This window comes from Sphingomonas sp. GCM10030256 (genome assembly GCF_042666415.1).
Taxonomy (GTDB): Bacteria; Pseudomonadota; Alphaproteobacteria; order Sphingomonadales; family Sphingomonadaceae; genus Sphingomicrobium.
This window is the reverse complement of record NZ_JBHTDI010000001.1, coordinates 65,460-89,998: the sequence shown is the minus strand read 5'-3', so window position 1 is coordinate 89,998 and position 24,539 is coordinate 65,460. Positions and strand designations below refer to the sequence as shown.

Annotated in this window: 23 protein-coding genes and 1 tRNA gene; 8 read left to right on the top strand and 16 right to left on the bottom strand. The window is 66.8% G+C overall.

The window, feature by feature from the left end:
* Positions 1-61: 61 nt before the first annotated feature.
* The 4 genes from ACFQPG_RS00455 to ACFQPG_RS00440 form a co-directional block, all read right to left on the bottom strand.
* Complete coding sequence (locus ACFQPG_RS00455; protein ID WP_380809359.1) at positions 62-4,249, bottom strand: beta strand repeat-containing protein; 4,188 nt, start codon at positions 4,247-4,249, stop codon at positions 62-64.
* Between the two features lie 190 nt (positions 4,250-4,439).
* The gene (fghA, locus tag ACFQPG_RS00450; RefSeq protein ID WP_380811649.1) at positions 4,440-5,279 is read right to left on the bottom strand and encodes an S-formylglutathione hydrolase; all 840 of its coding nucleotides are present in this window, start codon (positions 5,277-5,279) and stop codon (positions 4,440-4,442) included.
* Between the two features lie 2 nt (positions 5,280-5,281).
* On the bottom strand, positions 5,282-5,653 hold the full coding sequence (locus ACFQPG_RS00445) for a VOC family protein (protein WP_380809357.1): 372 nt from the start codon (positions 5,651-5,653) through the stop codon (positions 5,282-5,284).
* A gap of 16 nt (positions 5,654-5,669) precedes the next feature.
* Positions 5,670-6,782 (bottom strand): S-(hydroxymethyl)glutathione dehydrogenase/class III alcohol dehydrogenase, encoded by a 1,113-nt coding sequence (locus ACFQPG_RS00440; protein ID WP_380809355.1) that lies wholly within the window; start codon positions 6,780-6,782, stop codon positions 5,670-5,672.
* Between the two features lie 79 nt (positions 6,783-6,861).
* On the opposite strand from ACFQPG_RS00440, the gene ACFQPG_RS00435 reads away from it, so the two are divergent.
* Genes ACFQPG_RS00435 through ACFQPG_RS00415 form a run of 5 tightly spaced genes read left to right on the top strand, consistent with a single transcriptional unit; the run spans position 6,862 to position 11,690 of the window.
* Complete coding sequence (locus tag ACFQPG_RS00435; RefSeq protein WP_380809353.1) at positions 6,862-7,632, top strand: SDR family NAD(P)-dependent oxidoreductase; 771 nt, start codon at positions 6,862-6,864, stop codon at positions 7,630-7,632.
* Positions 7,629-8,438, top strand: a complete 810-nt coding sequence (locus tag ACFQPG_RS00430; RefSeq protein ID WP_380809351.1) for an enoyl-CoA hydratase family protein — start codon at positions 7,629-7,631, stop codon at positions 8,436-8,438. Before ACFQPG_RS00435 ends, ACFQPG_RS00430 begins: the two co-directional genes overlap by 4 nt.
* Before the next feature lie 48 nt (positions 8,439-8,486).
* Positions 8,487-9,605 (top strand): acyl-CoA dehydrogenase family protein, encoded by a 1,119-nt coding sequence (locus ACFQPG_RS00425; protein WP_380809350.1) that lies wholly within the window; start codon positions 8,487-8,489, stop codon positions 9,603-9,605.
* Entirely contained in the window at positions 9,602-9,994 is a 393-nt protein-coding gene (locus ACFQPG_RS00420) for a RidA family protein (RefSeq protein WP_380809348.1), read from the top strand. The genes ACFQPG_RS00425 and ACFQPG_RS00420 overlap by 4 nt, the downstream gene beginning before the upstream one ends.
* A 49-nt stretch (positions 9,995-10,043) precedes the next feature.
* The gene (locus tag ACFQPG_RS00415; protein ID WP_380809347.1) at positions 10,044-11,690 is read left to right on the top strand and encodes an AMP-binding protein; all 1,647 of its coding nucleotides are present in this window, start codon (positions 10,044-10,046) and stop codon (positions 11,688-11,690) included.
* Between the two features lie 22 nt (positions 11,691-11,712).
* Here the strand turns inward: ACFQPG_RS00415 and ACFQPG_RS00410 are convergent, their stop codons facing one another.
* The 5 genes from ACFQPG_RS00410 to ACFQPG_RS00390 all read right to left on the bottom strand — a co-directional run bounded on the left by ACFQPG_RS00410 (position 11,713) and on the right by ACFQPG_RS00390 (position 16,952).
* Positions 11,713-12,066, bottom strand: coding sequence for a UrcA family protein (locus ACFQPG_RS00410; RefSeq protein ID WP_380809346.1), 354 nt, complete (start codon positions 12,064-12,066; stop codon positions 11,713-11,715).
* A 92-nt stretch (positions 12,067-12,158) separates the two neighbouring features.
* Entirely contained in the window at positions 12,159-14,159 is a 2,001-nt protein-coding gene (locus ACFQPG_RS00405) for an acetyl-CoA carboxylase biotin carboxylase subunit (protein WP_380809344.1), read from the bottom strand.
* Between the two features lie 98 nt (positions 14,160-14,257).
* A complete protein-coding gene (locus tag ACFQPG_RS00400) occupies positions 14,258-14,470 on the bottom strand; it encodes a hypothetical protein (RefSeq protein ID WP_380809343.1) in 213 nt (70 codons plus the stop codon).
* On the bottom strand, positions 14,467-16,599 hold the full coding sequence (gene scpA / locus ACFQPG_RS00395) for a methylmalonyl-CoA mutase (RefSeq protein WP_380809341.1): 2,133 nt from the start codon (positions 16,597-16,599) through the stop codon (positions 14,467-14,469). Before scpA ends, ACFQPG_RS00400 begins: the two co-directional genes overlap by 4 nt.
* Before the next feature lie 107 nt (positions 16,600-16,706).
* Positions 16,707-16,952 (bottom strand): hypothetical protein, encoded by a 246-nt coding sequence (locus ACFQPG_RS00390; protein WP_380809339.1) that lies wholly within the window; start codon positions 16,950-16,952, stop codon positions 16,707-16,709.
* A gap of 133 nt (positions 16,953-17,085) precedes the next feature.
* Between ACFQPG_RS00390 and ACFQPG_RS00385 the strand changes: the two genes are divergently transcribed.
* Both ACFQPG_RS00385 and ACFQPG_RS00380 read left to right on the top strand, forming a co-directional pair.
* Positions 17,086-17,229, top strand: coding sequence for a hypothetical protein (locus ACFQPG_RS00385; RefSeq protein ID WP_380811754.1), 144 nt, complete (start codon positions 17,086-17,088; stop codon positions 17,227-17,229).
* On the top strand, positions 17,196-17,627 hold the full coding sequence (locus ACFQPG_RS00380; protein ID WP_380811647.1) for a Panacea domain-containing protein: 432 nt from the start codon (positions 17,196-17,198) through the stop codon (positions 17,625-17,627). The genes ACFQPG_RS00385 and ACFQPG_RS00380 overlap by 34 nt, the downstream gene beginning before the upstream one ends.
* A 649-nt stretch (positions 17,628-18,276) precedes the next feature.
* On the opposite strand, the gene ACFQPG_RS00375 is transcribed toward ACFQPG_RS00380, so the two are convergent.
* The 5 genes from ACFQPG_RS00375 to glpX all read right to left on the bottom strand — a co-directional run bounded on the left by ACFQPG_RS00375 (position 18,277) and on the right by glpX (position 23,170).
* A tRNA-Glu gene (locus ACFQPG_RS00375) sits at positions 18,277-18,351 on the bottom strand.
* A 53-nt stretch (positions 18,352-18,404) separates the two neighbouring features.
* Positions 18,405-20,159 (bottom strand): single-stranded-DNA-specific exonuclease RecJ, encoded by a 1,755-nt coding sequence (gene recJ, locus ACFQPG_RS00370; RefSeq protein ID WP_380809337.1) that lies wholly within the window; start codon positions 20,157-20,159, stop codon positions 18,405-18,407.
* Entirely contained in the window at positions 20,156-21,685 is a 1,530-nt protein-coding gene (locus tag ACFQPG_RS00365) for a PH domain-containing protein (protein ID WP_380809336.1), read from the bottom strand. The genes recJ and ACFQPG_RS00365 overlap by 4 nt, the downstream gene beginning before the upstream one ends.
* Positions 21,675-22,202 carry a PH domain-containing protein gene (locus ACFQPG_RS00360; protein ID WP_380809335.1) on the bottom strand — a complete coding sequence of 176 codons (528 nt, stop codon included), beginning with the start codon at positions 22,200-22,202 and terminating at the stop codon, positions 21,675-21,677. Before ACFQPG_RS00360 ends, ACFQPG_RS00365 begins: the two co-directional genes overlap by 11 nt.
* Positions 22,199-23,170, bottom strand: coding sequence for a class II fructose-bisphosphatase (gene glpX, locus ACFQPG_RS00355; protein ID WP_380809333.1), 972 nt, complete (start codon positions 23,168-23,170; stop codon positions 22,199-22,201). Before glpX ends, ACFQPG_RS00360 begins: the two co-directional genes overlap by 4 nt.
* 80 nt (positions 23,171-23,250) lie before the next feature.
* Here glpX and ACFQPG_RS00350 point away from each other — a divergent pair, with 80 nt between their 5' ends.
* Positions 23,251-23,691 carry a hypothetical protein gene (locus ACFQPG_RS00350; protein WP_380809332.1) on the top strand — a complete coding sequence of 147 codons (441 nt, stop codon included), beginning with the start codon at positions 23,251-23,253 and terminating at the stop codon, positions 23,689-23,691.
* Here ACFQPG_RS00350 and ACFQPG_RS00345 read toward each other — a convergent pair.
* Both ACFQPG_RS00345 and ACFQPG_RS00340 read right to left on the bottom strand, forming a co-directional pair.
* Complete coding sequence (locus ACFQPG_RS00345; RefSeq protein ID WP_380809330.1) at positions 23,688-24,167, bottom strand: DUF2721 domain-containing protein; 480 nt, start codon at positions 24,165-24,167, stop codon at positions 23,688-23,690. The two genes, ACFQPG_RS00350 and ACFQPG_RS00345, sit on opposite strands and share 4 nt — an antisense overlap.
* A gap of 54 nt (positions 24,168-24,221) precedes the next feature.
* Positions 24,222-24,485 (bottom strand): hypothetical protein, encoded by a 264-nt coding sequence (locus tag ACFQPG_RS00340; protein WP_380809328.1) that lies wholly within the window; start codon positions 24,483-24,485, stop codon positions 24,222-24,224.
* Between the last annotated feature and the right edge of the window lie 54 nt (positions 24,486-24,539).

Sequence of the window (24,539 nt, the reverse complement as noted above, 5' to 3'; positions counted from 1 at the left end):
AGAAACGGGCGCCTGGTTTCCCAGACGCCCGCTCTTGTCGCTCGGGTGAGCGGCTTGGGTGTTAGAAGCGGAAACCGCCGCGGACACCCCAGCCCTTGACGTCGCCAACGTCGACCCATGCGCTGAGCAGGGGGCCGCCGCCGGTGCCGCCACCGATGCCGCCTTCGAACCGGCCCCAGGTGCCGCGTCCGTTGCGCTCAATGGTGTCGAGCAGCGAGGCGCTGCCGACTTCGACATCGCTGTCGCCCTTGAACTCGTGGAACAGCTTGGCGTCGAGGAACGGCGACAGGGTCGCGGCCCAGCTGGCCCGCGCCTGAAGACGGCCACGAAGGCTGGTTGAACGATCCGCGTCGAAGTCGATGAAGCCATAGTTGAACGCATCGACCTTGGTGCGGACGTAGGACAGACCCGCGCCGACATCGACGTTGGTCGTTCCAAAGCCGCCGACCCGCGCACCGACTTCACCGTCGATGCCCGTGCTGCGGATGTCCGGACGCTCCGAGTCACCCACCAGGCTGTTCAGGAGCCGCGCGTCGTAATTGTCGCGCTTCACCAGCACGCCGGCGTACAGGCCCGAGGTCATGCCGAACTGGGCATAGGCACCGTAGTTGTAGCCTTCCAGGTCGAGTTCGCTGCCCGACTCCGTGTCCGCATCCGAGTGACCGTAGCCGGCGGTGACGCCAACCACGAAGTTCGGCGCACCGAAGTCGATCCCGGTCTGAGCACCGCGATAGTCGGTCTTCAGACGATCGCCCACGTCCAGGTCGGTGTCGAACACGGTGACCGATCCATCGCGATCGCCAACCTTGTCGGAGCCGCCGTAGAGCTGCGCCCACAGGCCGATCGGGTGCTTGCGCTCGTTGCCGAAGTCGATCCGGCGGGCCGAGGCATAAGCGCCATAGGCGTCACGCGAGCGGTGCCACATCTCCTGACCCATCAGGCCAAGGGCGGTGACATCCACGATCGCTTCGTCCGGGGTGGACACGAGCAGCACGTCGTTGCCCGAGGTGACCAGCGAGTAGTTGATCAGCCCCTGGCTCGTTTCGCCGCCGAGCGTGAAGGCGCCCGCCGCAACCGTGCCGCCGCCATCGACGATGCGAACACCGTCCGGATCGATGACCGGATTGGTGAACTGCGCGAGGACAGTGGTGCTGCCGGTGATGTTGCCACCAACGACCAGCAGGTCGGCGGTGTTGCCGGCGTTGGTGCCGACCACGTCGATGCCAAGACGCGACCCCGCGGTCCCGGCATAGTTGCCGGACACGGTGAAGGTGTCGTTGGCAGCGCCGTCACGCATTTCGATCAAGCCCGTGGCGCGGTTGTTGAACGTTTCCAGGTTGGCGAACGTCGCCGCGGCGCCCGTCACACGGATCGTGCCCGTGTTGTTGGCGACATCGACATCGGCACCGAAGTCGGTGGTGCCGACCGCGTTGTACGTACCGCTGTTGTTCAGCGTGTCCGCACCCGCACCGAAGTTCACCAGAGCATTCTGGGTGAACGTGCCGGTGTTGTTGAACGTGTCGGCTCCGCCAAGGAAGTCGATCACGCCCGACTGGGTGTAGTTGGCCGCGTTGTTGAACGTGTCGGCGCCAGCCGTGAAGGTCAGCGGACCGGTGATCACGCCAGCCGAGCCCAACGTCAGGGTCAGCGGACCGCCAGCGACCGTGTAGGGCGCGTTGGCGGCAGTGCTGCTGCGCAGCGTGCCATTGACGGTCAGAGCGTTGCCGGTGGTGCCGTTCAGCGCCACGCCCGTGGTTGCACCCTGCGTGGTGGTGCCCGCACCGATCACGACCGTGGCCGTGCCCGGAGCAGTGGCGGTGATGCCTGTCCCGGTGGTCGAGGTGACGTTGCCGGTGGCGTTCACCGTCACGTTGCTGGCAGCGCCGGTCGAGGTCGCGACAACGGCGTTACCATTAGCGGTGACCGCACCAGTGTTGACCACAACTGCACCGCTGACGGCGCCAGTACCGGTCGTGGTCGGAGCCGAGGAGGTGACGACGATCCCGCGCGATCCGGCACCAGTGGCCGACGTCGTGCCGCCGGTCACGGTGGTGGTGCCCGCCGTGTTGGTGACCAGGATTGCGTCAGAACCGGCACCGGTGGTGGTGACGGTGCCGCAGGTCACGGTCGTGTTGCCGTTGGCAGCGACAACCACTGCCGGAGTGGCTGCCGCCGTGGTCGAAACGTTACCGCAAGTGACCGCAGCGGTGGTCACGCCGGAGATGGCGATCCCGCGCGAGCCAGCACCGGTGGTGGTGATGCCGGCCGTGTTGGCGAAGGTCAGCGGACCAGTCCCGGTGATCTGCACGCCATCCGCATTGTCGCCGGTGGTGCCGGCGCCGGCAACGGTGGCGTTGATCGCGTCCGCACCGCCGTTGATCTGCAGAGCGTCAGCTCCGACCGATGTCTGACGACCGCCATTGAAGGTGATCGCGCCGGTCGAGTTGATGGTCGTGGCGCGCGCACCGGTCTCGGACGCAGCGACCGTTCCGGTCGTGAGCGTCACCGCATTGGGGCCGGCGTTGACAGTCAGACCGTTGCCGGTGGTGGAGACGTTGCCGACCGTGAGGTTCACCGGAGCCGTCGACGTGATCACCGCACCCTGCGAACCTGCACCGGTGGTGGTGACGTTGCCGAGATTACCGGTCACGCCCGCACCCGTCACCGACGCCGCGGTTACGCCCGCGCCGTTGGTGCGCAGGGTCGCGCCTGCCCCGTTCAGCGCAACGGGGCCAGTGCCGGTGATCAGCAAAGCGTTCGAAGCACCCGTGCCGCTGGTGGTGATGTTGCCGTAGTTGGCCGTGATCGCGCCGGCGCCGCCGGTGATCTGGAGACCGGCCGAATCGTTACCGGTGGTCGTGATCGCACCGGTGGTGCTGGTGATCGTGCCGGTGCCGGTGATCTGCACGCCATCGGAATCCAGGCCCGTGGTCGAGACCGTTCCAGTGGTCGCCACGATCGGAGCCGCCCCGCCGTTGATCTGGAGGCCGTCGCTGGCCGCGCCGGTGGTGCTCAGGTTGCCGTTGAGGCTGGTGATCGCACCGGTGGTGTTGATAACCACGGCCGGAGCCGCTGCTTCAGTGGTGGCAACGTTGCCGACGGCCAGGCGGACGTTGTTGGTGCCCGCGTTGACGATCGCGCCTTCCTGGGTCGACGTGATGTTGCCGGTCGTCAGGTTGACCGGGCCGGTCGCCGTGGCGAGCAGGCCGCTGGAGCCGGCGCCCGTGGCCGACAGGTTGCCGACGGTGCCGGTGAGGCTGCCGCCGGTGAGCACAACCGCATTGGTCGCCGCACCCGAGGTGCTGACGTTGCCGCCGTTGACCGTCTGGCTGCCCGTGCTGGTCAGCTGGACGCCGGTCGAACCGGCGCCGGTGGTGGTCACGGAAGTGCCGAAGGTCACGTTGACCGCGCCCGCGCCGCCGTTGACGAGAATGCCCTGAGAGCCCGCACCGGTGGTCGAGATCGCGCCGGTGCCCGCAACGGTGATCGGGCCGGTGCCGGTGATTTCGATGCCCTGCGAGTTGGCGCCAGTGGTGGCGATGGTGCCGGTACCGACGTTGACCGCGCCCGCTCCGCCAACGATTCGGACGCCGTCATTGTTATCCTGCGCAGTGCGGATCGCGCCGGTTTTAACGGTGATCGGTCCGGTCGACTGCAGGTCGACGCCTGCGCCGTTGGTGGTGAGGTTGCCGGTGTTCACATTGTACGCGCCGGTGCCGCCAAACGCGACGACGCCGTCGCTGTTGTTGGTGCCGGTGGTGGTGATGTTGCCGGTGGTGAGGTTCAGCGTGGCAGCATTCGGAGCATAAGCGCCAAAGCTGTTGTCGCCATTGGTGAACAGGTTGCCAACGCGCGCAATGACGTCGTTTCCGTTAGATGACAGCACGACCGCGTGCGTGGCAATGCCGCCTGAGGTGGCGACGCTGACATCGAGGGCGTTGAGGATGATGTCGCCGTTGCTGTTGACCACGATGCCGCGGTTGGCGCCGACGTTGAACAGCGCAGTCGCCGACAGCGACACGTTAGCCGCACCCGGGTTCGTGACGACCAGGCCAGGGCCGGTCGCGACGACAGAAGTGAGGTCGGTGCTGCCAGTGGCAACCAGCGCGGCGCCGTCGCGGCACTCAATCGCCTGGGTCGTGGTAGCTGTGCCGGGGGCGCAGCTGGTGGCCTGCGCAGCGGCGGTGCTGGGCAGCACGAACGCGGCCGCGGCGGCCGACGCTGTGCTGAGCAGCGCAATACGAGTCATGGATGTCTTCACGCGAAGCTCCCTACTTTGGAACAGCATCTGGATTGATGCCCCCTGAAAAGTCGAACCCCTGCCCAACGCTACCTTGAGGTGCCGGGTTTCGCCTGCTTGCATAAAGATCAGTCGTGTGGATTTGAAGACACAGATTCAGTTCGGATATAAAACTCGCTTGTAGCCGTGTATTTAAGCATCATCCCAGAAGGCGGGCGGCATGCCAGCGCAGGTGATCGGCCATGAAGGTCGAGATGAAATAGTAGCTGTGATCGTAGCCGGGCTGGCGGCGGAGGGTGAGCGGCAGGCCCGCGGCCCGGCAGGCCTGTTCGAGCAGATCGGGACGAAGCTGCTGTTCCAGAAAGGGATCGTCGCCGCCCACGTCAACCAGCAAGGCTGGGACGGTCCGGCCCGCCTCGATCAAGGCGACCGCGTCATGCTGTTCCCAGGCGGTGCGGCCGGATCCAAGGTAGTTGCCCAGCGCCTTCTCGCCCCAAGGGACCTTCGAAGGTGCGGCAATCGGCGCGAAGGCCGACACGCTTCTGAAGCGGCCGGGTTGCCGAAGTGCAACGGTCAGAGCCCCATGTCCGCCCATGGAATGGCCGGTGATGCCCTGCTTCTCCATGTCGACCGGGAACTCCGCCGCGACCATTGAGGGCAGCTCGTCGGTCACATAGCTCCACATCCGATAGTTGCGGGCCCAGGGCTCCTGCGTCGCGTCGACGTAGAAGCCAGCTCCCAGCCCGAAGTCCCACGCACCATCCGGGTCATCCGGAACACCATCGCCTCGCGGGCTGGTGTCCGGAGCCACGAAGATCAGCCCCAGCTCGGCACAGGCGGCACGATACTCGCCCTTGTCGGTGACGTTGGCGTGCGTGCAGGTCAGGCCGGACAGATACCAGATGACCGGACACTCCCGCTCTTCGGCCTGTGCCGGAAGAAAGATCGAGAACGTCATGTCGGTGCCCGTTGCCGCCGACCGGTGCTTGACCACCAACTGCCGGCCGCCGTGCGCACGGGCTTCCGACAGGATCTCCATGCTCATTGCTCCGGCCGGTGCAAGGCGCACAGCTTGTTGCCGTCCGGGTCGCGAAGATAGGCTAAGTAGAGCTTGCCGAAGGCGTTCTGGCGGATGCCTGGAGGATCCTCGATGGCGCTGCCGCCGGCGTCGATCCCGCGTTTGACCCATGCGTCGACCTCCTCCGCCGTGTCGAAGGCGAAGCCGATTGTTCCGCCGTTGCCAGCAGTGGCGGGCTGGCCGTCGATGGGGTTGCTGACCATGAACACCGCCCCGCGCCGGCCGTAGCTGAGCCGCCCCTTGTCGTCGCGGCGGCCCTCTTTCTCGAACAGGGCGTCATAGAAAGCTTTGGACCGGTCGAGGTCGTTCGACCCGACCATGACATGACTGAACATCGGCTGCTCTCCTCTATCAGTACACGACCACCGCACGGATGCTCTCGCCCGCGTGCATCAGGTCGAAGCCTCGGTTGATCTCGTCCAGCGCCAGGACATGGGTGATCATCGGGTCGATCGCGATCTTCCCGTCCATGTACCAGTCGACGATCTTCGGCACGTCGGTCCGTCCGCGAGCGCCGCCGAATGCGGTGCCACGCCAGTTGCGGCCGGTGACCAGCTGGAACGGCCGGGTGGCGATCTCCTGGCCCGCTTCGGCGACCCCGATGACGATGCTCGTGCCCCAGCCGCGGTGGCAGCATTCGAGCGCGGTCCGCATCACTTCCGTGTTGCCGGTGGCATCGAACGTATAGTCCGCGCCTCCGTCGGTCAGGTCCACGACCTTGGCGACGATCTCCTCGCGGCTCATCCCCCTGGTGTCGAGGAAGTCGGTCATGCCGAACTGGCGGCCCCATTCCTCCCGGGCAGGGTTGATGTCGATCCCAATGATCCGGTTCGCGCCGGCCAGCTGCGCGCCCTGGATGACGTTGAGGCCGATCCCGCCAAGTCCGAACACGGCGACAGTGTCGCCGACCTGGACCTTGGCGGTGTTCACGACCGCTCCGACCCCGGTGGTCACCCCGCAGCCGATGTAGCAACTGGTCTGGAACGGCGCGTCCTTGCGGATCTTCGCCACTGCAATCTCCGGCAGTACCGTGAAGTTCGAGAAGGTCGAGCAGCCCATGTAGTGGAAGATCGGTTGCCCACGGTAGCTGAAGCGGCTGGTGCCGTCGGGCATCACGCCCTTGCCCTGGGTGGCGCGGATGGCGGTACACAGGTTGGTCTTGCCGGACAGGCACGACTTACACTGGCGGCATTCGGGGGTATAGAGCGGGATGACGTGATCGCCCGGCTTCACCGAAGTGACGCCCGGTCCGACCTCGCGGACAATGCCCGCCCCCTCATGGCCGAGGATGGAGGGGAACAGGCCCTCGCTGTCGAGCCCGTCGAGAGTGTAGGCGTCGGTGTGGCAGATGCCCGTCGCCATGATCTCCACCAGCACTTCGCCTGCGCAGGGGCCTTCCAGGTCGAGCTCGACAATCTCGAGCGGCTGCTTCGGGGCGAATGCGACGGCGGCGCGGGTCTTCATGATGGCTCCTCGTTCCGGGATGGGGCCGCCTTGCCACGCTCCTGCGCTTGGGCCAATGCTTCACCGGCAAGGGGAAAGCATGCAGGCGAACAACTGGCTGCAGGGGCGCCACGCGCTGATCACCGGTGGCGGCACCGGGATTGGGGCTGCGACCGCAGCACACCTCCACGCCGCCGGCGCGACCATCTCGGTCCTCGGGCGCCGGTCCGAGCCGATCGAGCGGACCGCGAAGGTCGTGAACGGCAGGGCGATCCGGTGCGACGTCACCGACCGGGAGGCCCTGGGTGGCGCCTTTGATGAAGCTCGCGCCGCCAACGGCCCGATCTCCATGTTGGTGGTGAATGCCGGGATTGGCGACAGCGCGCCATTCGCACGCACTTCACGCGAGGCGTGGGACCGGATCATCGCGACCAACCTCAGCGCGGCCTTCGACAGCGCGCAACTGGCCTTGCCGGACCTGCTCGCAGGTGAGGACAGCCGGCTGGTGTTCGTGGCGTCCGTGGCGGGCCTGAAGGGAGCGCCCTATGCGGCGCCCTATGCTGCTTCCAAGCATGGGCTGATCGGCCTTATGCGCAGCATGGCGGTGGAGTTCGCCGCCAGCAGCATGACAGTAAACGCGGTCTGTCCCGCCTTCGTCGACACGCCAATGGTGGATGAGTCGGCCGCCCGCATCGCGGCCGTCTCGCGGCGCAGCGAGGAGGAGGCGCGGCAATCGCTTGCCGGCATGAACCGCCATGGCAGGCTGATCCATCCCGACGGTGTGGCGACGATGATCCTGATGCTGTGCCTGCCGCAGAGCCGCGACGTGAACGGGGCGGCCTTGACCATCGACGGCGGGACCACCGCGTGAGCTTCGATCCCGCAGCATTCCCGCCCGCCCACTTCCGCTGGGACTTCGCCGGCGGAGTCGCGACGATTACCCTCGACCGGCGGGAGAAGAAGAACCCGCTCACCTTCGACAGCTATGCCGAGCTTCGCGACACGTTCCGCGCGCTGGTGGTCGAGCCGGAGGTGCGCGCTGTGGTGCTGGCGGGGGCGGGAGGCAACTTCTGCTCCGGCGGTGACGTCCATGAGATCATCGGTCCGCTGACCAGGATGGACATGCCGGGGCTGCTTGCCTTCACCCGGATGACCGGGGATCTGGTCCGCGCAATGCGTGCGTGCCCGCAACCGATCGTTGCCGCGGTGAACGGCGTGTGCGCGGGAGCGGGTGCGATCCTCGCGATGGCCAGCGACATCCGGCTGACCGCGCCCGGATCGAAGACGGCATTCCTGTTCAGCCGCGTCGGCCTGGCGGGGGCTGACATGGGGGCCTGCGCGATCCTGCCGCGGATCGTCGGCCACGGCCGGGCGGCGGAGCTGCTGTATACCGGACGCGCGATGAGTGCGGAGGAGGGGGAGCGCTGGGGATTCTATTCGCGCATCGCGGAGGATGTTCACGGGGAAGCGGCGGCAGCGGCCCGAGCGATCGCCTCCGGCCCGGCCTTTGCCCATGCCATGACCAAGCGCCAGCTCGACATGGAATGGGCCGTCGGCATCGACACGGCGCTAGAGATGGAGGCGCAGGCCCAGGCGATCTGCATGCAGACCCGCGACTTCACCCGCGCCTATGAGGCTTTCGCCGCGAAGCGAACGCCGGAGTTTCGGGGTGACTAGCCCGGCCCAAGGCCAGCGGGGCCCCCGCCTGCGCAGGGATAACGGGGAATGACTGGCTGGCTGGGTTGGCCGTTCTTCGAAGAGCGCCACCGCGTACTTGCCGATTGCGTCGAGCGATGGTGCGCCGGGCGCGACTTCTCCCATGGTCGGGACGTCGACGCAGCGTGCCGGACGCTTGTCGCGGACCTTGGTGGTGCGGGCCTCCTCCAGCCCTGCATCGAACCGGACGTGCGCAGCCTGGCCATCTCCCGGGCAACGCTTGCCGCCCATTCGGGCCTTGCCGACTTCGCCTTCGCCATGCAGGGGCTCGGATCAGGGGCGATCGCCATCGCGGGCAGCGAGGCACAGCGCGCCCAGTGGCTGCCGGAGGTCGCAGTGGGGAAAGCCATTGCCGCGTTCGCGCTGACGGAGCCCGAAACTGGCTCGGACGCCGCCAACATCGCCATGTCGGCGCGGCGGGAGGGCGGCGGGTGGCGTCTTTCGGGCGAGAAGAGCTACATCTCCAACGGCACCATCGCGGATGTGCTGACCGTCTTCGCCCGAACCGGCGGGGAGGGGCATGCCGGCATTTCCGCATTCATCGTGCGCGGCGACGCTCCCGGCCTGACTGTCGCCGAGCGAATCCGCGTCATCGCTCCGCATCCGCTGGCGCGGCTGCGTTTCGAGGAGGTCCCTGCCGAGTTGATTGGTCAGCCCGAGCAGGGCTTCCGGATCGCGATGCAGACGCTCAACCGCTTTCGCGTCAGCGTCGCCGCGGCTGCGCTGGGTTTCGCCCGCCGCGCGCTGGCCGAGGCCATCGCCTTCACCTCCACGCGAAAGCTGGGCAAGGCGACACTGGCCGACAATGCGGTCACGCAGGCCGGCCTTGCCGAGATGGCGCTGGGCAACGACGCTGCCGCCTTGCTGATCGCGCGCGCGGCCTGGGCACAGGACACGCAGCCGGGCGACCCGCGCCGGGCGGCGGCGATGGCCAAGCTCCATGCCACCGAGTCCGCGCAGAAGGTGATCGACATGGCGGTGCAGCTGCACGGCGGTGCCGGAGTCACCTGCGGCGTCAAGGTCGAGGAACTCTATCGTGAAATCCGGGCGCTGCGCATCTATGAGGGAGCCAGCGAGGTGCAACGCCAGATCATCGCGCGCGACCTCGTCAGGGAGCATCGCGGATGAAGTCACTGCTGCCGCCGGACTGGCCTCGGCCGAAGGGCTACAGCAACGCCATGGCGGCGCAGGGCCGGGTGATCTTCACCGCCGGCGTGATCGGCTGGGACGAGGCGGAGCGCTTCACCAGCGACACCCTCGCCGGGCAGTTCGCCCAGGCGCTCCGCAACATCCTGGCGATCCTCGCCTGTGACGGCGCGGGCCCGCGGAACATCGCGCGAATGACCTGCTACGTGACCGACATCGAGCAGTATCGGGCGAGCCTTCCGGAAATCGGCGCGGCCTGGAAGGAAATCATCGGCCGGCACTATCCCGCGATGGCCTTGGTGGGGGTGGCGGCGCTGGTCGAGCGCGAAGCACTGATCGAAATTGAAGCAACTGCCGTGGTGCCGGAGTGATGATTTCGTGGGAGGAATGGCCTGTCGCCCGCCATTCGAGAGCCGTGCCGTGACCGAATACGACCCATTCGTCCGCAACAACCTCCCTCCGCCGGAGCTGCTTCCGGAGTTCCGCTTCGACCTGCCCGAACTGCGCTATCCCGAGCGGCTCAATGCCGCAGCCGAACTGCTCAGAGGCGGCGAGCCGGACGCACTGGCTGTCGTCAACGATCACGGCCGCTGGACCTATGCCCAGCTCGATGCCTTTTCCGGCCGCATCGCCCGCCTGCTGGTCGGGCAATACGGGCTCGTGCCCGGCAATCGGGTCCTTCTGCGCGGGCCCAACGGATACACGCTGTTCGCCGCCTGGCTTGGCGTGCTCAAGGCGGGCGGGGTGGCGGTGGCAACCATGCCGCTGCTGCGGCCGGGCGAGATCGCCGGAATCATCGACAAGGCCGAAATCAGCTACGTCCTGTGCGACAGCCGGTTCATTGGCGACCTGCGCGAGGCAGTGTCGCAGACGCATCACGTTAAGCACGTCATCAAATATGACGGCGACTATGGGAGAGGCGAGCTCGAGGCACGCACCGCGGCGCTCCAGCCGCTCCCGGCCCTCGAGACCGGCCGCGACGATCCCGCACTGATCGCGTTCACCAGCGGCACCACGGGAGCGCCCAAGGGCTGCGTCCATTTCCATCGCGACGTGCTGGCGCCGTGCGACACTTTCGCAGAACATGTGGTCGGGATGAAACCCGGTGACGTGGTCCTCACCTCGGCGCCCGTGGCGTTCACATTCGGGCTGGGCGCGACCTTGCTGTTCCCACTGCGCGCGGGAGCGACCGCGGCAACGCTGGAGCAGGCGAGCCCGACGGCCATACTGGAAGCGATCGCCAGGCATGGCGTGACCCACCTTGCAACGGCGCCGACGGCGTACAAGGCGATGCTTTCATCGGACGGTCAGCTCCGCCAAACCACCCAGGAAGAGACGCCGGACGGGGAGGGGGCGTTGACCAAGGCGCTTGCCACCCTCACCACCTGCATCTCGGCGGGCGAGCACCTCCCGGCCGCAACCTACCAGGCGTGGCTCGACACCACCGGCATCCGTATCATCGACGGCATCGGATCGACCGAGATGATGCACATCTTCATCTCGGCCTCAGGCGAGGACATCCGGCCCGGGGCGACCGGCATGCCGGTGCCGGGCTACACCGCCACCCTGCTCGACGCGGCCGGGGAGGAGATCGAAGGCGAAGGGCCGGGGCGCCTGGCGGTGAAGGGGCCTACAGGCTGCCGCTACCTCGCCGACCAGCGCCAGCGCGACTATGTAGCGAACGGCTGGAACGTCACGGGCGACACATACCGCCGGGATGCGGACGGCTATTACTGGTACATGGCGCGGAGCGACGACATGATCGTCAGTTCCGGCTACAACATCGGTGCGCCCGAGGTGGAGAATGCGCTACTCGCCCATCCGGCGGTGGCCGAATGCGCGGTCGTCGGCGTGCCCTGCGCGCAACGCGGGCAGAGGGTGAAGGCGTTCGTCGTGCCGGCGGCCGGCACGAAACCTTCCGAGGACCTCGCCGCCGAGCTGCAGGCCTTCGTCAAACAGGCGATCGCCCCCTACAAATATCCGCGGCTTGTCGAGTTCGTGCAGGAGTTGCCGAAAACGGCGACGGGCAAGCTGCGGCGGAGCGAGCTGAGGAAACCCGCCCCGTAGGAAGACCGCCGGCGCCCCCAGCTTAGTCGCTTGCAGCCCTGACCGCCCGGTCCATCTGCGGCCGTGCACTGGCCCAGGCGAACTCGCTGCAGGTTTTGGATTCGCGCTTGTTGGACGCATTGATCGGCGCGTTGATCCGGCACATCAGCCTGATTGTGTTAGTGACCCTTTTTTCCATCTCCCCCACGCCGGCCCGGGAGGAAAGGTTGAGGTCGCCGATCTTGACGATCATTTCGACCGGCCCGTAGCCGCGCGGCATCTGCTTGCCTCGAACGACGATCTGCTGCGTTTCGTCCTGAGCAAGGGCGGGAGCGGGCGCTGCCAACAGGAGCGCCGTCACGGCCGCCGGGAACGCGAGGTAACGACTTCGTTGCATGATCGTTCTCCTTCCTCGTCGCCGAACGGAAGGATAGCGCAGCCGACCGAGTCGGGGGATACGACGAACTGAATAGTACTTGGCGGGAAGCACTATTCGAACTCGACGATCACCTGGTCCACCGCGAGACTTTCGCCCGCACCGACCGGGGTGGCCTTCACCACCGCGCTCTTCTCGGCCCGCAGGATATTCTCCATCTTCATCGCTTCGACGACGGCGACCGGCTGGCCGGCCTCGACCTTGTCTCCGGCCTTGACGTCCAGCCGGGTCAGCAAGCCGGGCATCGGAGCGATCAGGAACTTGGAAAGGTCGGGCGGGACCTTTTCGATCATGTGCCGCGCAAGCTCCGCGACCAGCGGGGTCATGACCGTCACCCGGTGCTTTGCGCCGCGCGTGGTCATGTTCCACGAACGGCCGTTTTTCGCCACAAGGACCGTGCGGTTACGGTTGCCGATGCGGGCGCGGACGAGCCGCTGGCCGAGCTGGTAGTCGGCGTCGAAGCGCTGCGGCTCGGCACCGTCGACGACCACCCGGTCGAGCTCGAAATGGACGCGATGCTCGGCGCCGCCGTCGAGGCGAACGATGTGGTCTTCGTTGACCCGGATATGACCGCCGAGCTGCCCGTCGATCATCACGGCCCGGCTTTCATGCGTGGTCGCGATGAGGGCTGCGATGGCGGCGAGGTCGGCGGTGAGCTGCTCGTCGGTGGGCGCCCCCTGGAAGCCGTCGGGATATTCCTCGGCAATGAAGCCGGTAGTGATGTTGCCCTCGCGGAAGCGGGGGTGCTGCATCAGCGCGGAGAGGAAATCGACGTTGTGGCCGATGCCCTGGATATCGAAGGCGTCGAGCGCCTCGATCTGAGCATCGATCGCAGCCTCGCGGGTGGGGGCCCAGGTGATCAGCTTGGCGATCATCGGGTCGTAGAACATGGAGACTTCGCCGCCTTCGAACACGCCGTCGTCAACGCGGACGACGTGATCGTCGGAGCGGGTTGGCGTGCTCGGCTGGTAGCGGACAAGGCGGCCCGTGCTCGGCAGGAAGCCCCGGTAGGGGTCTTCCGCATAGACGCGGTTCTCGATAGCCCAGCCGTTCAGCTTGATATCGTCCTGAGTGAAAGCGAGCTTCTCACCAGCTGCCACTCGGATCATCTGCTCGACCAGGTCCAGCCCCGTGACTTCCTCGGTGACTGGATGCTCCACCTGCAGGCGGGTGTTCATTTCCAGGAAGTAGAAGCTCTTGCCCGTCGGGTCGGCGCCCGAGACGATCAGCTCCACCGTGCCCGCGGAGAAATAGCCAACCGCGCGCGCCAAGGCGACCGCCTGCTCGCCCATCGCCTTGCGCATCTCGGGCGTGACGAAGGGCGAAGGCGCTTCCTCGACCACCTTCTGGTGGCGGCGCTGGATCGAGCATTCGCGCTCGCCCAGGTAGAGGATGTTGCCGTGCTGGTCGCCCAGCACCTGGATCTCGATGTGGCGCGGGTCCTCGATGAACTTCTCGATGAACACGCGGTCATCGCCGAAGCTGGCGAGGCCCTCGCGCTTGGTTGCCTCGAAACCCTCGCGCACGTCCTGCTCGCTGTAGGCCAGCCGCATCCCCTTGCCGCCGCCGCCGGCCGAAGCCTTCATCATCACCGGAAAGCCGATGTCGGCCGCGATCTTCACCGCTTCGTCGGTGGTCGCGATGTCGCCGAGGTAGCCGGGGACGACGTTGACGCCCGCATCGCGCGCCAGCTTCTTGGATTCGATCTTGTCGCCCATCGCCGCGATGGCGTTCGGCGGCGGGCCGATGAAGGCGACGCCCGCCTCAGCCAAAGCCCGCGCGAAGCTCTCCCGCTCCGACAGGAAGCCATAGCCCGGATGCACCGCCTCCGCGCCCGTCGCGCGCACCGCATCGAGGATAAGCTCGGCATTGAGATAGGACTGCGCGGCCGGTGCGGGCCCCAGCCTTACGCTCTCGTCCGCCATGCGCACATGCGGCGCGCGGGTGTCGGCGTCGGAATAGACGGCAACAGTCTTGATGCCCATGCGCTTCGCCGTGCGGATTACGCGGCAGGCGATTTCCCCGCGATTGGCGATCAGAATCTTCTTGAACATCGACACACTCTCAATCGTCCCACGGAGCTTGCTTCAGCGGCTATCTCGCGACCGGCACTGCACTTCCCGAAAATCGATCCTGAAACAAGTTCACCCTGTCAGGATCTTCGTCCGCGCCGCCAGAACAGCAAGCTGCAGGCGGCATAGAGGATGATCAGCCCGCCAAGCACATAGGGCCATCGTGCTTCCACCGGTCGGACGCAACGTTCGTCCGCGAAGCCAACGCCGCATCGAAGCGCGTACATCTGGATGAGGAAAAAGGCCGCCACTGCATAGGCGAGGGACAGCGCTATGAAGGTTGCAACCCTCACTCAGCGGCTTCGTTAAGCGGCGGCTTGTTATGGCCGAGCAGGCGCAGCACCTCGTCCGCGGCATCCGCGAGGTTCGTGCCCGGCCCGAAGATCGCCTGGACGCCCGCGGCGCGGAGCATCGGATAGTCCTGCGGCGGGATGACTCCGCCGGCGACGACCTTGATGTCGGCGCGGCCCATCTCCTTCAGTGCATCGATCAACTCGGGGATCAACGTCTTGTGCCCGGCCGCGAGGGAGGAGGCGCCGACCACGTCGACGTCGCTGCCGACGGCCAGTTCGGCCGCCTCGCGCGGGGTCTGGAACAGCGGGCCGGCGATGACCTCGAAGCCGAGGTCGCCGAATGCGCTGGACACCAGGTTTGCGCCGCGGTCGTGACCGTCCTGGCCCATCTTTGCGACAAGGATGCGAGGCTTGCGGCCGAGGCGGGAAGTGACGGCCTCGGTGCCCTGCTTGGCACCAGCCCAGCGGGCGTCGGAGCGCCGGCCGTAGATGCCGGTGACCGGCTCGGGCTTGGTGGCGTAGCGGCCGAATGCGCGTTCGAGGGCGTCGGAGATTTCGCCAAGCGTGGCGCGGGCGCGGGCAGCTTCGACGGCAAGAGCCAATAGGTTTCCGCCACCACGAGCGCCTTGCTCCAAAGCGTCCAATGCGGACCGCACCTGCACATCGTCGCGGCCCGCGCGAACCTGCTCCAACCGAGCGATCTGCCCAGCGCGCACCTTCGCATTATCCACCTCGAGAATGTCGAGGTGCGCCTCCTCCGGCAGCCGATAGCGGTTAACTCCGACGATCACCGTCTCGCCTGTATCGACCTTGGCCGCACGTTCCGCCGCTGCTTCCTCGATCCTTTTCTTAGGCAAGCCCTCGGCCACCGCCTTGGTCATGCCGCCATGAGCCTCGACTTCCTGGATCAGCGCCCAGGCCCGCTCTTCGAGATCACGGGTCAGACGCTCGACGTAATAGCTGCCGCCGAGCGGATCAGCCACAGCCGTGACGCCGCTCTCTTCCGCCAGGATCAGCTGCGTGTTGCGGGCGATCCGCGCCGAGAAATCCGTCGGCAGCGCGATCGCTTCGTCGAAGCTGTTGGTGTGCAGCGACTGCGTGCCGCCGAGCACCGCCGCCAGCGCCTCGATCGTGGTGCGGATGATGTTGTTGTACGGGTCCTGCTCGGTCAGCGAGACGCCGCTGGTCTGGCAATGCGTCCGCAGCAGCTTCGACTTCTCGGACCTAGCGCCGAGATCGGTCATGATCCTGCCCCACAGCGTCCGGGCGGCCCGCATCTTGGCGACCTCCATGAACAGGTTCATGCCGATGCCCCAGAAGAAGCTGAGGCGCGGTGCGAAGGCGTCAATGTCGAGCCCGCTGTTCACCGCGGCGCGAACATATTCCATGCCGTCGGCCAGCGTGTAGGCGAGCTCCTGCACCGCCGTCGCCCCGGCCTCGTGCATGTGGTAGCCGGAGATCGAGATGCTGTTGAACTTCGGCATCTCGGCGGAGGTGAAAGCGATGATGTCGCTGACAATCCGCATCGAGGGTTCGGGCGGGTAGATGTAGGTGTTGCGGACCGCGAACTCTTTGAGGATGTCGTTCTGGATCGTGCCGCTGAGCTTGTCGCGCGGCACGCCCTGCTCCTCGCCGGCGACGATGTAGAAGGCCATGATGGGCAGCACCGCCCCGTTCATGGTCATGGAGACTGACATCTCGCCGAGCGGGATGCCGTCGAACAGCAGCTTCATGTCCTCGACACTGTCGATCGCCACACCCGCCTTGCCGACGTCGCCGGCGACGCGCGGATGGTCGCTGTCGTAGCCGCGGTGGGTGGCGAGATCGAAGGCGACGCTCAGCCCCTTCTGCCCGGCGGCGAGGTTGCGGCGGTAGAAGGCGTTGCTCTCCTCCGCCGTCGAGAAGCCGGCATATTGCCGGATCGTCCACGGGCGGCCCGCGTACATCGTCGCATAGGGTCCGCGGGTGTAGGGCGTGACGCCGGGATAACCGCTGTCGATCCCGGCGGCGTCGTTGGGGCCGTAGACGGTCTTGAGGGTGATGCCCTCGGGCGTAGTGCGGCTGAGGTCGGCGCCGCGAGCTTCCTTGGCGGCGAGGGCTTTCCAGGCGTCGTGCTTGTCGGTGGGCATGGGTGAGGCCCTAAACTCTTCCCGCGTGCTCGAAAACCCACGTCCGTTTGTGTCGAGCCCTCGGCAGGATCACTCGACTGCGCTCGGGACGAACGAGCTGGGAGCATCTACCGTGGCCGCAGGCCAAGCCCGAAGATCAGGTCGGCGGCGATCACGAACATCGCCACGAACGCCGCCGCATTCAGCCCGACCAGCGTGAAGAAGCGAGCGTCGCCAGCCTCGGCGCGCGTCACCCGGGTGCGGTAGAGCGGGACTTCCCCGGTGCGCAAGGCTCGGCCGATGCGGAGGATCAGCAGCAGGGCCAGGATCAGGCAGCCAACCCCGACGATCAGGTCCGTTCCGCGGTCGCTCATCGGGATGACGTAGAGCTTCCCCTGCCGCGATCCAGACGAATCCGCACTGGAGTAAGTTCATTTACTGTGGAGCCAAACATGGTTCCCGCTATGTTCGAGATATGTTTACCTCGGGTTCTACAAGGACTCGGGTATGTCGACGTGGTCGCCGGAAATTGCCAACGACTTTATCCTGTTGGCTGCAAAAGAGGGCCGCAGGCTGGATCAGATGCAGCTACAGGCTCTGGTGTACATCGCCCACGGCTGTGGTGCCTTGCAATCACCGGGGAGCCGCTGACCGGCGATCGCCCGGAAGCCTGGAGCTATGGTCCCGTTTACCGGCGCCTGGCAGATGCACTTGCTCGATACGGAACTGCTCCGGTCGAGCGGCAGGTAACTGTTGCGGAACTCTACCCCGGGCTGCCGATGTCTGACCCCGTGGAACCCGCTTCGTCCAATTTGGACCCGATTGCGCAAGACATCTTGAAGCGGGTCTTTAGAGATTACGGGACGTTCGGTGCACCGCAGCTTTCCGCCTTACTCCGGCGAAATGGCGCGCCTTGGGCCGAGGTCTTCGCCGATGGAGCCGGCAGGTTCCGGGACATCCCTCACAACTTGATACAGGCTCAATTTGTCGATCTCGCGATGCCGCCAGTCGGAACGACAGATCAAACCTGTTCCAATCGAAGCGACTGACCTAGGCGTTGAGCTTGTTCGTGCGCACATTCCCGCAAACGAGCTTGATGCCGAGAATGCAGCGGACTGCGAACGCCGCAAGCTAACGCACGCTTTGCTGAGAGCGCAGATCAGCGCCGTGAACCGGGAGAGCGATCGAAAAGATCGCGTGCTCCGCAAAACCGATCGGCGAACGGTGACCTGCTGGCAATCGCTTCAATGATCTTCGCCCACATTGTTTGGCGCGGGGAGCCTAGCATCGCTCCCGAACTCCTGTTTCCAATGCTTGGCGTGGTCGCACTTATCGTTCGAGCCGATATTCACTCAAGAGGCACGAAGCAGGCGCCGCCCTCCTGAACAAACTGGGTCCCAGGGAACCCAGCGTTGCTGAACGGAAGCCCAACTGAGATTGGTCCTGAAGCAGCCACAAGCTTGCTTCTACGAGCTGAGGGGTCAACCGCATGGTTGGGCTTTGGCTGCTGTAGGGCGACGTTGCGAGAGGCCAATGACGAGTGCCGATCGGCGAAGGGGTGCCGAGAAGGTGATCTTGCGGAAGGCACAGGCGATCGCAAGCTCTGCATTGCTCTCCTCGGCGTCCTAGTGCTCGCCCCGCAGCATGGCTGCCCTATCATCAGGCGGCAAACTGCTCCCGGGCAGTTCGCTGATCGCCTGGTGACCCCTACGGGAATCGAACCCGTGTTTCAGCCGTGAAAGGGCCGCGTCCTAACCGCTAGACGAAGGGGCCATCGGAGGAGGGGACGCGCTTAGGCGAGGGTTTTGCGGGGGTCAAGCGAGCCCCTAGGCAAATGCCGCATCGTCGAGGTGCATCTCGGCCCGGTCCCCGCCGTTCCACTCGTCGCGCTTGATCGATCCGGCGAGCCAGAAGCGGCGGTCGCTGCCCGCCGCGAGGAGGGTCTGCCCGAGCGGCGTGTCGGCGGCGCGGAACGCGATCCACTTGAAGCTGGCGCCGTCGTCGCCGCAGGCGAGACCGCGGACATGGCCGTTGCCGACCACCCCGGTCTTGATCAGGCGCGCCGGCCCGGACACGACGCGGGGGGAGGGCCACCCGGCGCCATAGGGGCCCGCCGCGTCGAGCGCATCGCACAGCCCGGCGGCGACTCCTCGGGGGGCGCACATTGTGTCCAGCAAGAGCGAGCGGCCCTGCCGCGCCTGCTCCACGTCCGCGGCCAGCCGCTCATGAAGGAAGTTGCGCAAGGCCGGAATACCGCCCGGCCCGACGGTCAGGCCCGCCGCCATCGCATGCCCTCCGCCGGCGCGGAGGAGGCCGCTGTCCTTGGCCGCGAGCACGGCCGCGCCGAGGTCGACTCCGCTGATCGAGCGGCCGGAGCCCTTGCCGGTGCCGTCCTCGTCTTCGGCGATCACGATCGCCGGGCGGCCGAACCGTTCCTTGAGGCGGCCGGCCACGATGCCGATCACGCCCGGATGCCAGCCCGGCGCCGAAACCAGGATCAGGGGAACGTCCCCCTGCTGCTCGGCCTGATCCGTGGCGGCTTCGAGCACCAGCATCTCAATCGCGCGGCGTTCCTCGTTGAGGCGGTCCAGTTGCGCGGCGAGGGTCCGCGCTTCCTCGGGGCACGTGGTGGTGAGCAGGCGGACGCCGAGGTCCGACTTGCCAACCCGCCCGCCGGCATTGATCCGGGGTCCGAGTGCGAAGCCCAGGTCGCGGCACGAGGGGTTCTTCACCAGCCGCGCAGCTTCGGCGAGCGCGACCAAACCGACATTCTGCCGCGTCGCCATCACCTTCAGCCCTTGGGTGACGAAGGCGCGATTGAGCGACTGCAGGCGGGCGACGTCTGCCACCGTCCCGAGCGCGACTAGATCGAGCAGGTCGATGATTTTGGGCTCAGGATGGGAGGGGTTGAAATACCCTCGGCGCCGCAGCTCGCGAAGCAGGGCCACGCCGAGCAGAAAGGCCATGCCGACGGCGGCGACGTGGCCGTGAGCGGCCCCGATCGCTTCCTCGTCCAGCCGGTTGGGGTTCACCAGCGCGTGGCACAGCGGCAAGGCGGCGGCGCACTGGTGATGGTCGACGACGATCACCTCGAGCCCCGCGCGATGGGCCGCCTCCAGCGCATCGAAGGCCTGCGCCCCGCAATCGACCGTAACCACCAGCTTGGCGCCCGCGTCCTGGAGGGCGAGCAGCGCCGGGCCGGACGGGCCGTAGCCCTCCATCAGGCGGTCCGGGATGTAGACGATCGGCTCAACCCCCAACCGCCGCAGCAACAGCACCAACAAGGCCGAGCTGGTCGCGCCGTCGACGTCATAGTCGCCGAAGATGGCGATGCTCTCGCCCGCCTTCACCGCACCGGCGAGACGTGCGGCGGCTTTGTCCATGTCGCGGAAGGAGGACGGGTCGGGCAGGAAGTCACGAATGGTCGGGGCCCGATGGCGGGCGAGATCCTCGCGCGCGATCCCGCGGCCGAGGAGCAGCTCGTCGACCAGCGCGTCACGGCCAAGCTCGCCCTCCTGCGCTCGCCGCCAGCGCCACGGCTGCCCCGTGACGGATCGTTCCACCCCCAACGCTATACTCATGCGAAACGCGATAGCAGTTCGGCGCGGACTTCGTCTGCCCTTTTGCGGCAAAGGGCGGGGATGCGGTGGCCGGCAAAGCCGCTGCCGCCAGCCACCCCGATGACCAGGGCGGCAATACCGAACTTCCGGCCAAGGGCGTTCTCCGTGAGGTCGATGCTTTGCACGTTGGCGAGCGGAAGAACGACAGTGCGCCGTCGCCACCAGCCGGAACGAACCAGCAGGTGTTCGCCGGACAGGGAAAAGGCCTCCCGCTTCCATGATAGCCAGCGCATGGTCACGAGCACGGGATAGAGGAGGGCTGGGCCAAGCACGACCGCGGCGGCCGGCTGATCGTCGAACCGCCAGTCGGGGCTGCTTCCGGCAAGCGCTGCCGCCCACAGGAACAGGAGCAGCCACAACAATCCCGCCACCAGCAAGGGCAGCGCCAGCAGCGCGAAGCTGGTGACATGGGCAAAGGGCAGCCGCTCCCAGGCGGGGGAGTTGTCCGGCCAACCGAGCTCATCGAGGACCGCCTGTACTTCGGACGGACGGGCCAGCGGGGCGACCACGTGATCGCCCTTGCTCTCCTCGTCGCGGGCAAGGCTCTGGAGCCTCAGCTCGCTCCAGCCGAAGCGACTGCGGACCGGACCGGAGCGGATCAGCGCGGCCTGCACCCGCCGGAGCGGCAGGGTCACGTCGGTGATGGTCAGGAGCCCGCGGCGGCGGCGCAGGCCGGTTCCGGTCCGCTCCAGCCGGAAGCGGTAATCGCGCAGCAGGCTGCGGACGATCCCGGTGGCAAACCCGGCCAGGACCAGCACCAGCAGGCCACCGATCGCCGCCGCGACCTGGTGACCCATGACGAAGGCGGCAACGGGGCTGCCCGTGAACAAGTCGCGCCAGAAGCTCGGTTCCAGCGGATCGAAGCCGATCACGTCGCCCAGCGTCTGCGATGCCCCGAAAAGGCCGGCGAAGATCGCCAGGCTGAAGCCGAACATGCCGGACAGCAGGACCCGCGGCAGGCTCATCGAGAACAGGGGCCCGAAGTTGGAAACCTCGGCACTCGGCACCGCCGCAGCGCCGCGGCGGGAGCGGACATATTCGCGAAGATCCTGGGCACGGGCGAGCGCGATGGCGGGGAGGACTCCGTCATCGCTACTTGCCGCGGCCGACCCGCCGGTTTCGAACTTCACCTGCGCCAGGCCGAGCAGACGGGCGACCGGACCCTGGCTGATGTCGACGTCCTGAACCCGGTCGAACGGGATCGAGCGGTGGGTGCGGTTGAGGATGCCGCTGTCGATCCGGAGTTCGTGCGCTCCGACGCGGAACGAGAAGCGGCGCCAGTAGAGGAAAAGGCTCACGCCCAAGAAGGCGAACAGCGCAATGCCGACCAGGACCGCGGTGCTGATCCGGCCGGTTGCGGCGAGATAGGCGATGCCGGCGTATCCGCCCGCGACCTGGCGAAGGCTGCGGCCAAGCCCGGTCAACAGGAAGAAGGGGTGAAGCCGCTCGACCGGAGCGACGTCGGGACTGTGCGGTTCAGCGATCATCAAAGTCGGAGCGAATCTGGCCGCGAATGATCTCCCGGATCTCGGCGGCGCGGTCGGGTGACAGGCCGGGCAGCGTAACGATGCTGTTGTGAGTCCCGGCGGTGTGGACGACCAGCGTTGACGTGCCGAACATCTTGTCGAGCGGCCCCCGGCTGACGTCGATATGCTGGACGCGGACGAACGGCACCACGGTATCGACATGGAACAGCCAGCCGCGCACCACCTGCAGCAGGGTCGGCGCAAGGCGGTAGCCGAGCCGGGCCCACACCCGCCCGGGCGCAACCAGCACGACAGCCAGCGCCAGCAGCGGGACGGCGACGCTGGGCAAGCCGTGGAATGGCGACCCGTCGAGAAGGGTCGAGTCGAGGATCAGTGCCCCCACGATCAGCGGCAGCCAGGCGAAGAGGGTTCTTGCGCGAAGCACATGGAGGTAGCCCGGCTCGACCGGAAGCAGCCCATCGTCAGGGATGGGGTCGGTCCCGGCGAAGGCGGCAGCAGGCGCCGCCGCTTCGGTCACGCGTCGACGCTCTTGCGATGTTCGCCCTTGACCCGCCGCACGGTGCCAGAGCTGGCGCGCATGACGATGCTCTCGGTGGTGACGCAGCTCTTGCGGCGCTTCACGCCCTCCAGCAGCGATCCATCGGTGACCCCGGTGGCCGCGAAGATGCAATCGCCCTTGGCCATGTCCTCCAGCGTGTAGATGCGGTCGAGGTCCTCGATGCCCCAGCGCCGGGCACGGCCGCGCTCGTCGTCGTTGCGGAACAGCAGCCGCCCCTGGATTTGTCCCCCGACGCAGCGCAATGCCGCGGCCGCGAGAACGCCCTCGGGAGCGCCACCGGACCCCATGTAGACGTCGACGGTCGTGTCCGGATCGGTCGTCGCGATCACGCCGGCGACGTCTCCGTCGGGGATGAGCATGATTCCGCAGCCGAGCGAGCGCAGTTCGGCGATCAGCTCGGCATGGCGGGGTCGGTCGAGGACGCAGGCGATGATCTCGCTCGGTTCGACGCCCTTCGCCGCCGCGATCGAGCGGATGTTCTCCGACGGGGAGCGGGCAAGGTCGATGGTGCCTTCGGGATAGCCCGGCCCGATTGCCAGCTTGTCCATGTACACGTCGGGCGCGTTCAACAGGCAGCCCTGCTCGGCGATCGCGAGCACTGCAAGGGCGTTCGGGCCGGCCTTCGCGGTGATGGTGGTACCTTCCAGCGGATCGAGCGCGATGTCGATGCCCGGGCCGGTGCCGGTGCCGACCTTTTCCCCGATGAACAGCATTGGCGCTTCGTCGCGCTCGCCTTCGCCGATCACCACGGTGCCATCCATCGGCAGCTCGTTCAGAGCCGCGCGCATCGCCTCGACCGCGGCGGCATCCGCGGCCTTTTCATCGCCGCGCCCGATCAGCTTCGACGCAGCGATCGCCGCCGCTTCGGTGACCCGCACCATTTCGAGGACCAGGACACGATCGAGCAGGCTGCTGGCGTGGATCACGAAGAAACTCCATGGTTGGTGTTGGTTGATGCACTAGGCAGGAGGGTGGCTCCTGTCGAGGCGGTGTGCGTTGGGCTGGCATGAACCGCCTGCTCCCGATCCTCTCCGCCGCCTTGGCGGCCTGCGGCGGCGACGACGTCGTTGCCGAGAACGCCGTTGCTCCCGATCTCAACCTCATGAGTGAAGTGCCGGGAGACTGGTCGGCCTTGTCTGGGATGATCGGCCGCACTCCGGTCGAAAGCGGGTTGTTCGAGGAGAGCCCGGTGCTGGTCGACCTCAACGCCATGCTCGGCCCGGACGTTGCCCGCTTCCGCGCCGCACTCCACAATGCCACCCCGCTGGTGCGGGAAGGGCGGGTGATCGTTACCCGGGCGCACGATGGCCAAGCCTTCCTCGTGATAGACCCGGCCCAATATGGGCTCCTCGCCGGCCTGCGGCAGGGCAGTGGGTGGCGAACCTTTGAAACACCGGGTGCCGACGTTGGCCGGCCGGCCAGCGTGCAGCGGATGATCGGAGCCTAGTCGCCTGCGACTTCATCCACCTCGTGCTGGAGGAGCGCTGGGCGAATCCGCACGGCGCGGCTGCCGAGGCGGGTTTCGACGAGGAAGATGGAGAAGCCGAACGCCAGGCTCACCATCGAGGCGATGAACAGGAGGGCTATAGGGGTGCCGACATGGGCTCCGGTCAGCCCGCCCGCGAACAGCAGCACAACCACCGCGCAGGTCAGCACCGCGGAGAGAACGGACGAGAAGATGGCACGGCTGACCAGCGCCATGCGCCGGTCGAGGATGCGGAGCTCGTGCAGCAAGCGGTCATGCTCCGCACCGCGTGAGTCCAGCATCTGGGGTTCGAGCCTGCGCGATCGGTCGACGATCCGCGACAGGCGAGAGGCGCAGACGTTGAGGAAAGCACCGACTCCGGCCAGTAGGAACACCGGCGCGACCGCCAGCTGGACAACCTGCGCGACTTGGGTGGCGGATTCGGGGGTAGGGAGCATGCCGCCACCCTCATGGTGCCTGGGCCGGGCAGACGCAAATCGCCGGGGTGGGCCTTAGTCAGTCTTGCGCTTCGTCGCGTCGGTAACGCTTTGGTCATGACCGCTCTTGTCGCTGAAGAAGGAGGCGGCAAATAAGCCGCACCCCAGCAGCACGGACAGGAACACGCCGCCGATCACGGCGATAACCATGTGCAGGTGGAGGTCGCCGGTCGCCGCAAGATAGAGAATGGCCAAACCGGTCGCGACCACCCCGATGAGCGCGATCCACTTGATCATGCGCCGGAACTCGGCCGCGGCCTGCTCTTTGTTGGGGGACATGGAGCCTCGCTTTCAAGCCAGCAGGTAGGTCGGATTTCGAGCACCGGCCATTGG

Coding starts and splice junctions, on each gene's coding strand:
- ACFQPG_RS00340 (WP_380809328.1), bottom strand. CDS start 24,485: ATGTCCCCCAACAAAGAGCAGGCCGCGGCCGAGTTCCGGCGCATGATC.
- ACFQPG_RS00435 (WP_380809353.1), top strand. CDS start 6,862: ATGCAGGCGAACAACTGGCTGCAGGGGCGCCACGCGCTGATCACCGGT.
- ACFQPG_RS00385 (WP_380811754.1), top strand. CDS start 17,086: ATGTCGACGTGGTCGCCGGAAATTGCCAACGACTTTATCCTGTTGGCT.
- ACFQPG_RS00410 (WP_380809346.1), bottom strand. CDS start 12,066: ATGCAACGAAGTCGTTACCTCGCGTTCCCGGCGGCCGTGACGGCGCTC.
- ACFQPG_RS00440 (WP_380809355.1), bottom strand. CDS start 6,782: ATGAAGACCCGCGCCGCCGTCGCATTCGCCCCGAAGCAGCCGCTCGAG.
- ACFQPG_RS00345 (WP_380809330.1), bottom strand. CDS start 24,167: ATGCTCCCTACCCCCGAATCCGCCACCCAAGTCGCGCAGGTTGTCCAG.
- scpA (WP_380809341.1), bottom strand. CDS start 16,599: ATGCCCACCGACAAGCACGACGCCTGGAAAGCCCTCGCCGCCAAGGAA.
- ACFQPG_RS00365 (WP_380809336.1), bottom strand. CDS start 21,685: ATGATCGCTGAACCGCACAGTCCCGACGTCGCTCCGGTCGAGCGGCTT.
- ACFQPG_RS00420 (WP_380809348.1), top strand. CDS start 9,602: ATGAAGTCACTGCTGCCGCCGGACTGGCCTCGGCCGAAGGGCTACAGC.
- ACFQPG_RS00425 (WP_380809350.1), top strand. CDS start 8,487: ATGACTGGCTGGCTGGGTTGGCCGTTCTTCGAAGAGCGCCACCGCGTA.
- ACFQPG_RS00445 (WP_380809357.1), bottom strand. CDS start 5,653: ATGTTCAGTCATGTCATGGTCGGGTCGAACGACCTCGACCGGTCCAAA.
- ACFQPG_RS00455 (WP_380809359.1), bottom strand. CDS start 4,249: ATGACTCGTATTGCGCTGCTCAGCACAGCGTCGGCCGCCGCGGCCGCG.
- fghA (WP_380811649.1), bottom strand. CDS start 5,279: ATGGAGATCCTGTCGGAAGCCCGTGCGCACGGCGGCCGGCAGTTGGTG.
- ACFQPG_RS00405 (WP_380809344.1), bottom strand. CDS start 14,159: ATGTTCAAGAAGATTCTGATCGCCAATCGCGGGGAAATCGCCTGCCGC.
- ACFQPG_RS00350 (WP_380809332.1), top strand. CDS start 23,251: ATGAACCGCCTGCTCCCGATCCTCTCCGCCGCCTTGGCGGCCTGCGGC.
- ACFQPG_RS00390 (WP_380809339.1), bottom strand. CDS start 16,952: ATGAGCGACCGCGGAACGGACCTGATCGTCGGGGTTGGCTGCCTGATC.
- recJ (WP_380809337.1), bottom strand. CDS start 20,159: ATGAGTATAGCGTTGGGGGTGGAACGATCCGTCACGGGGCAGCCGTGG.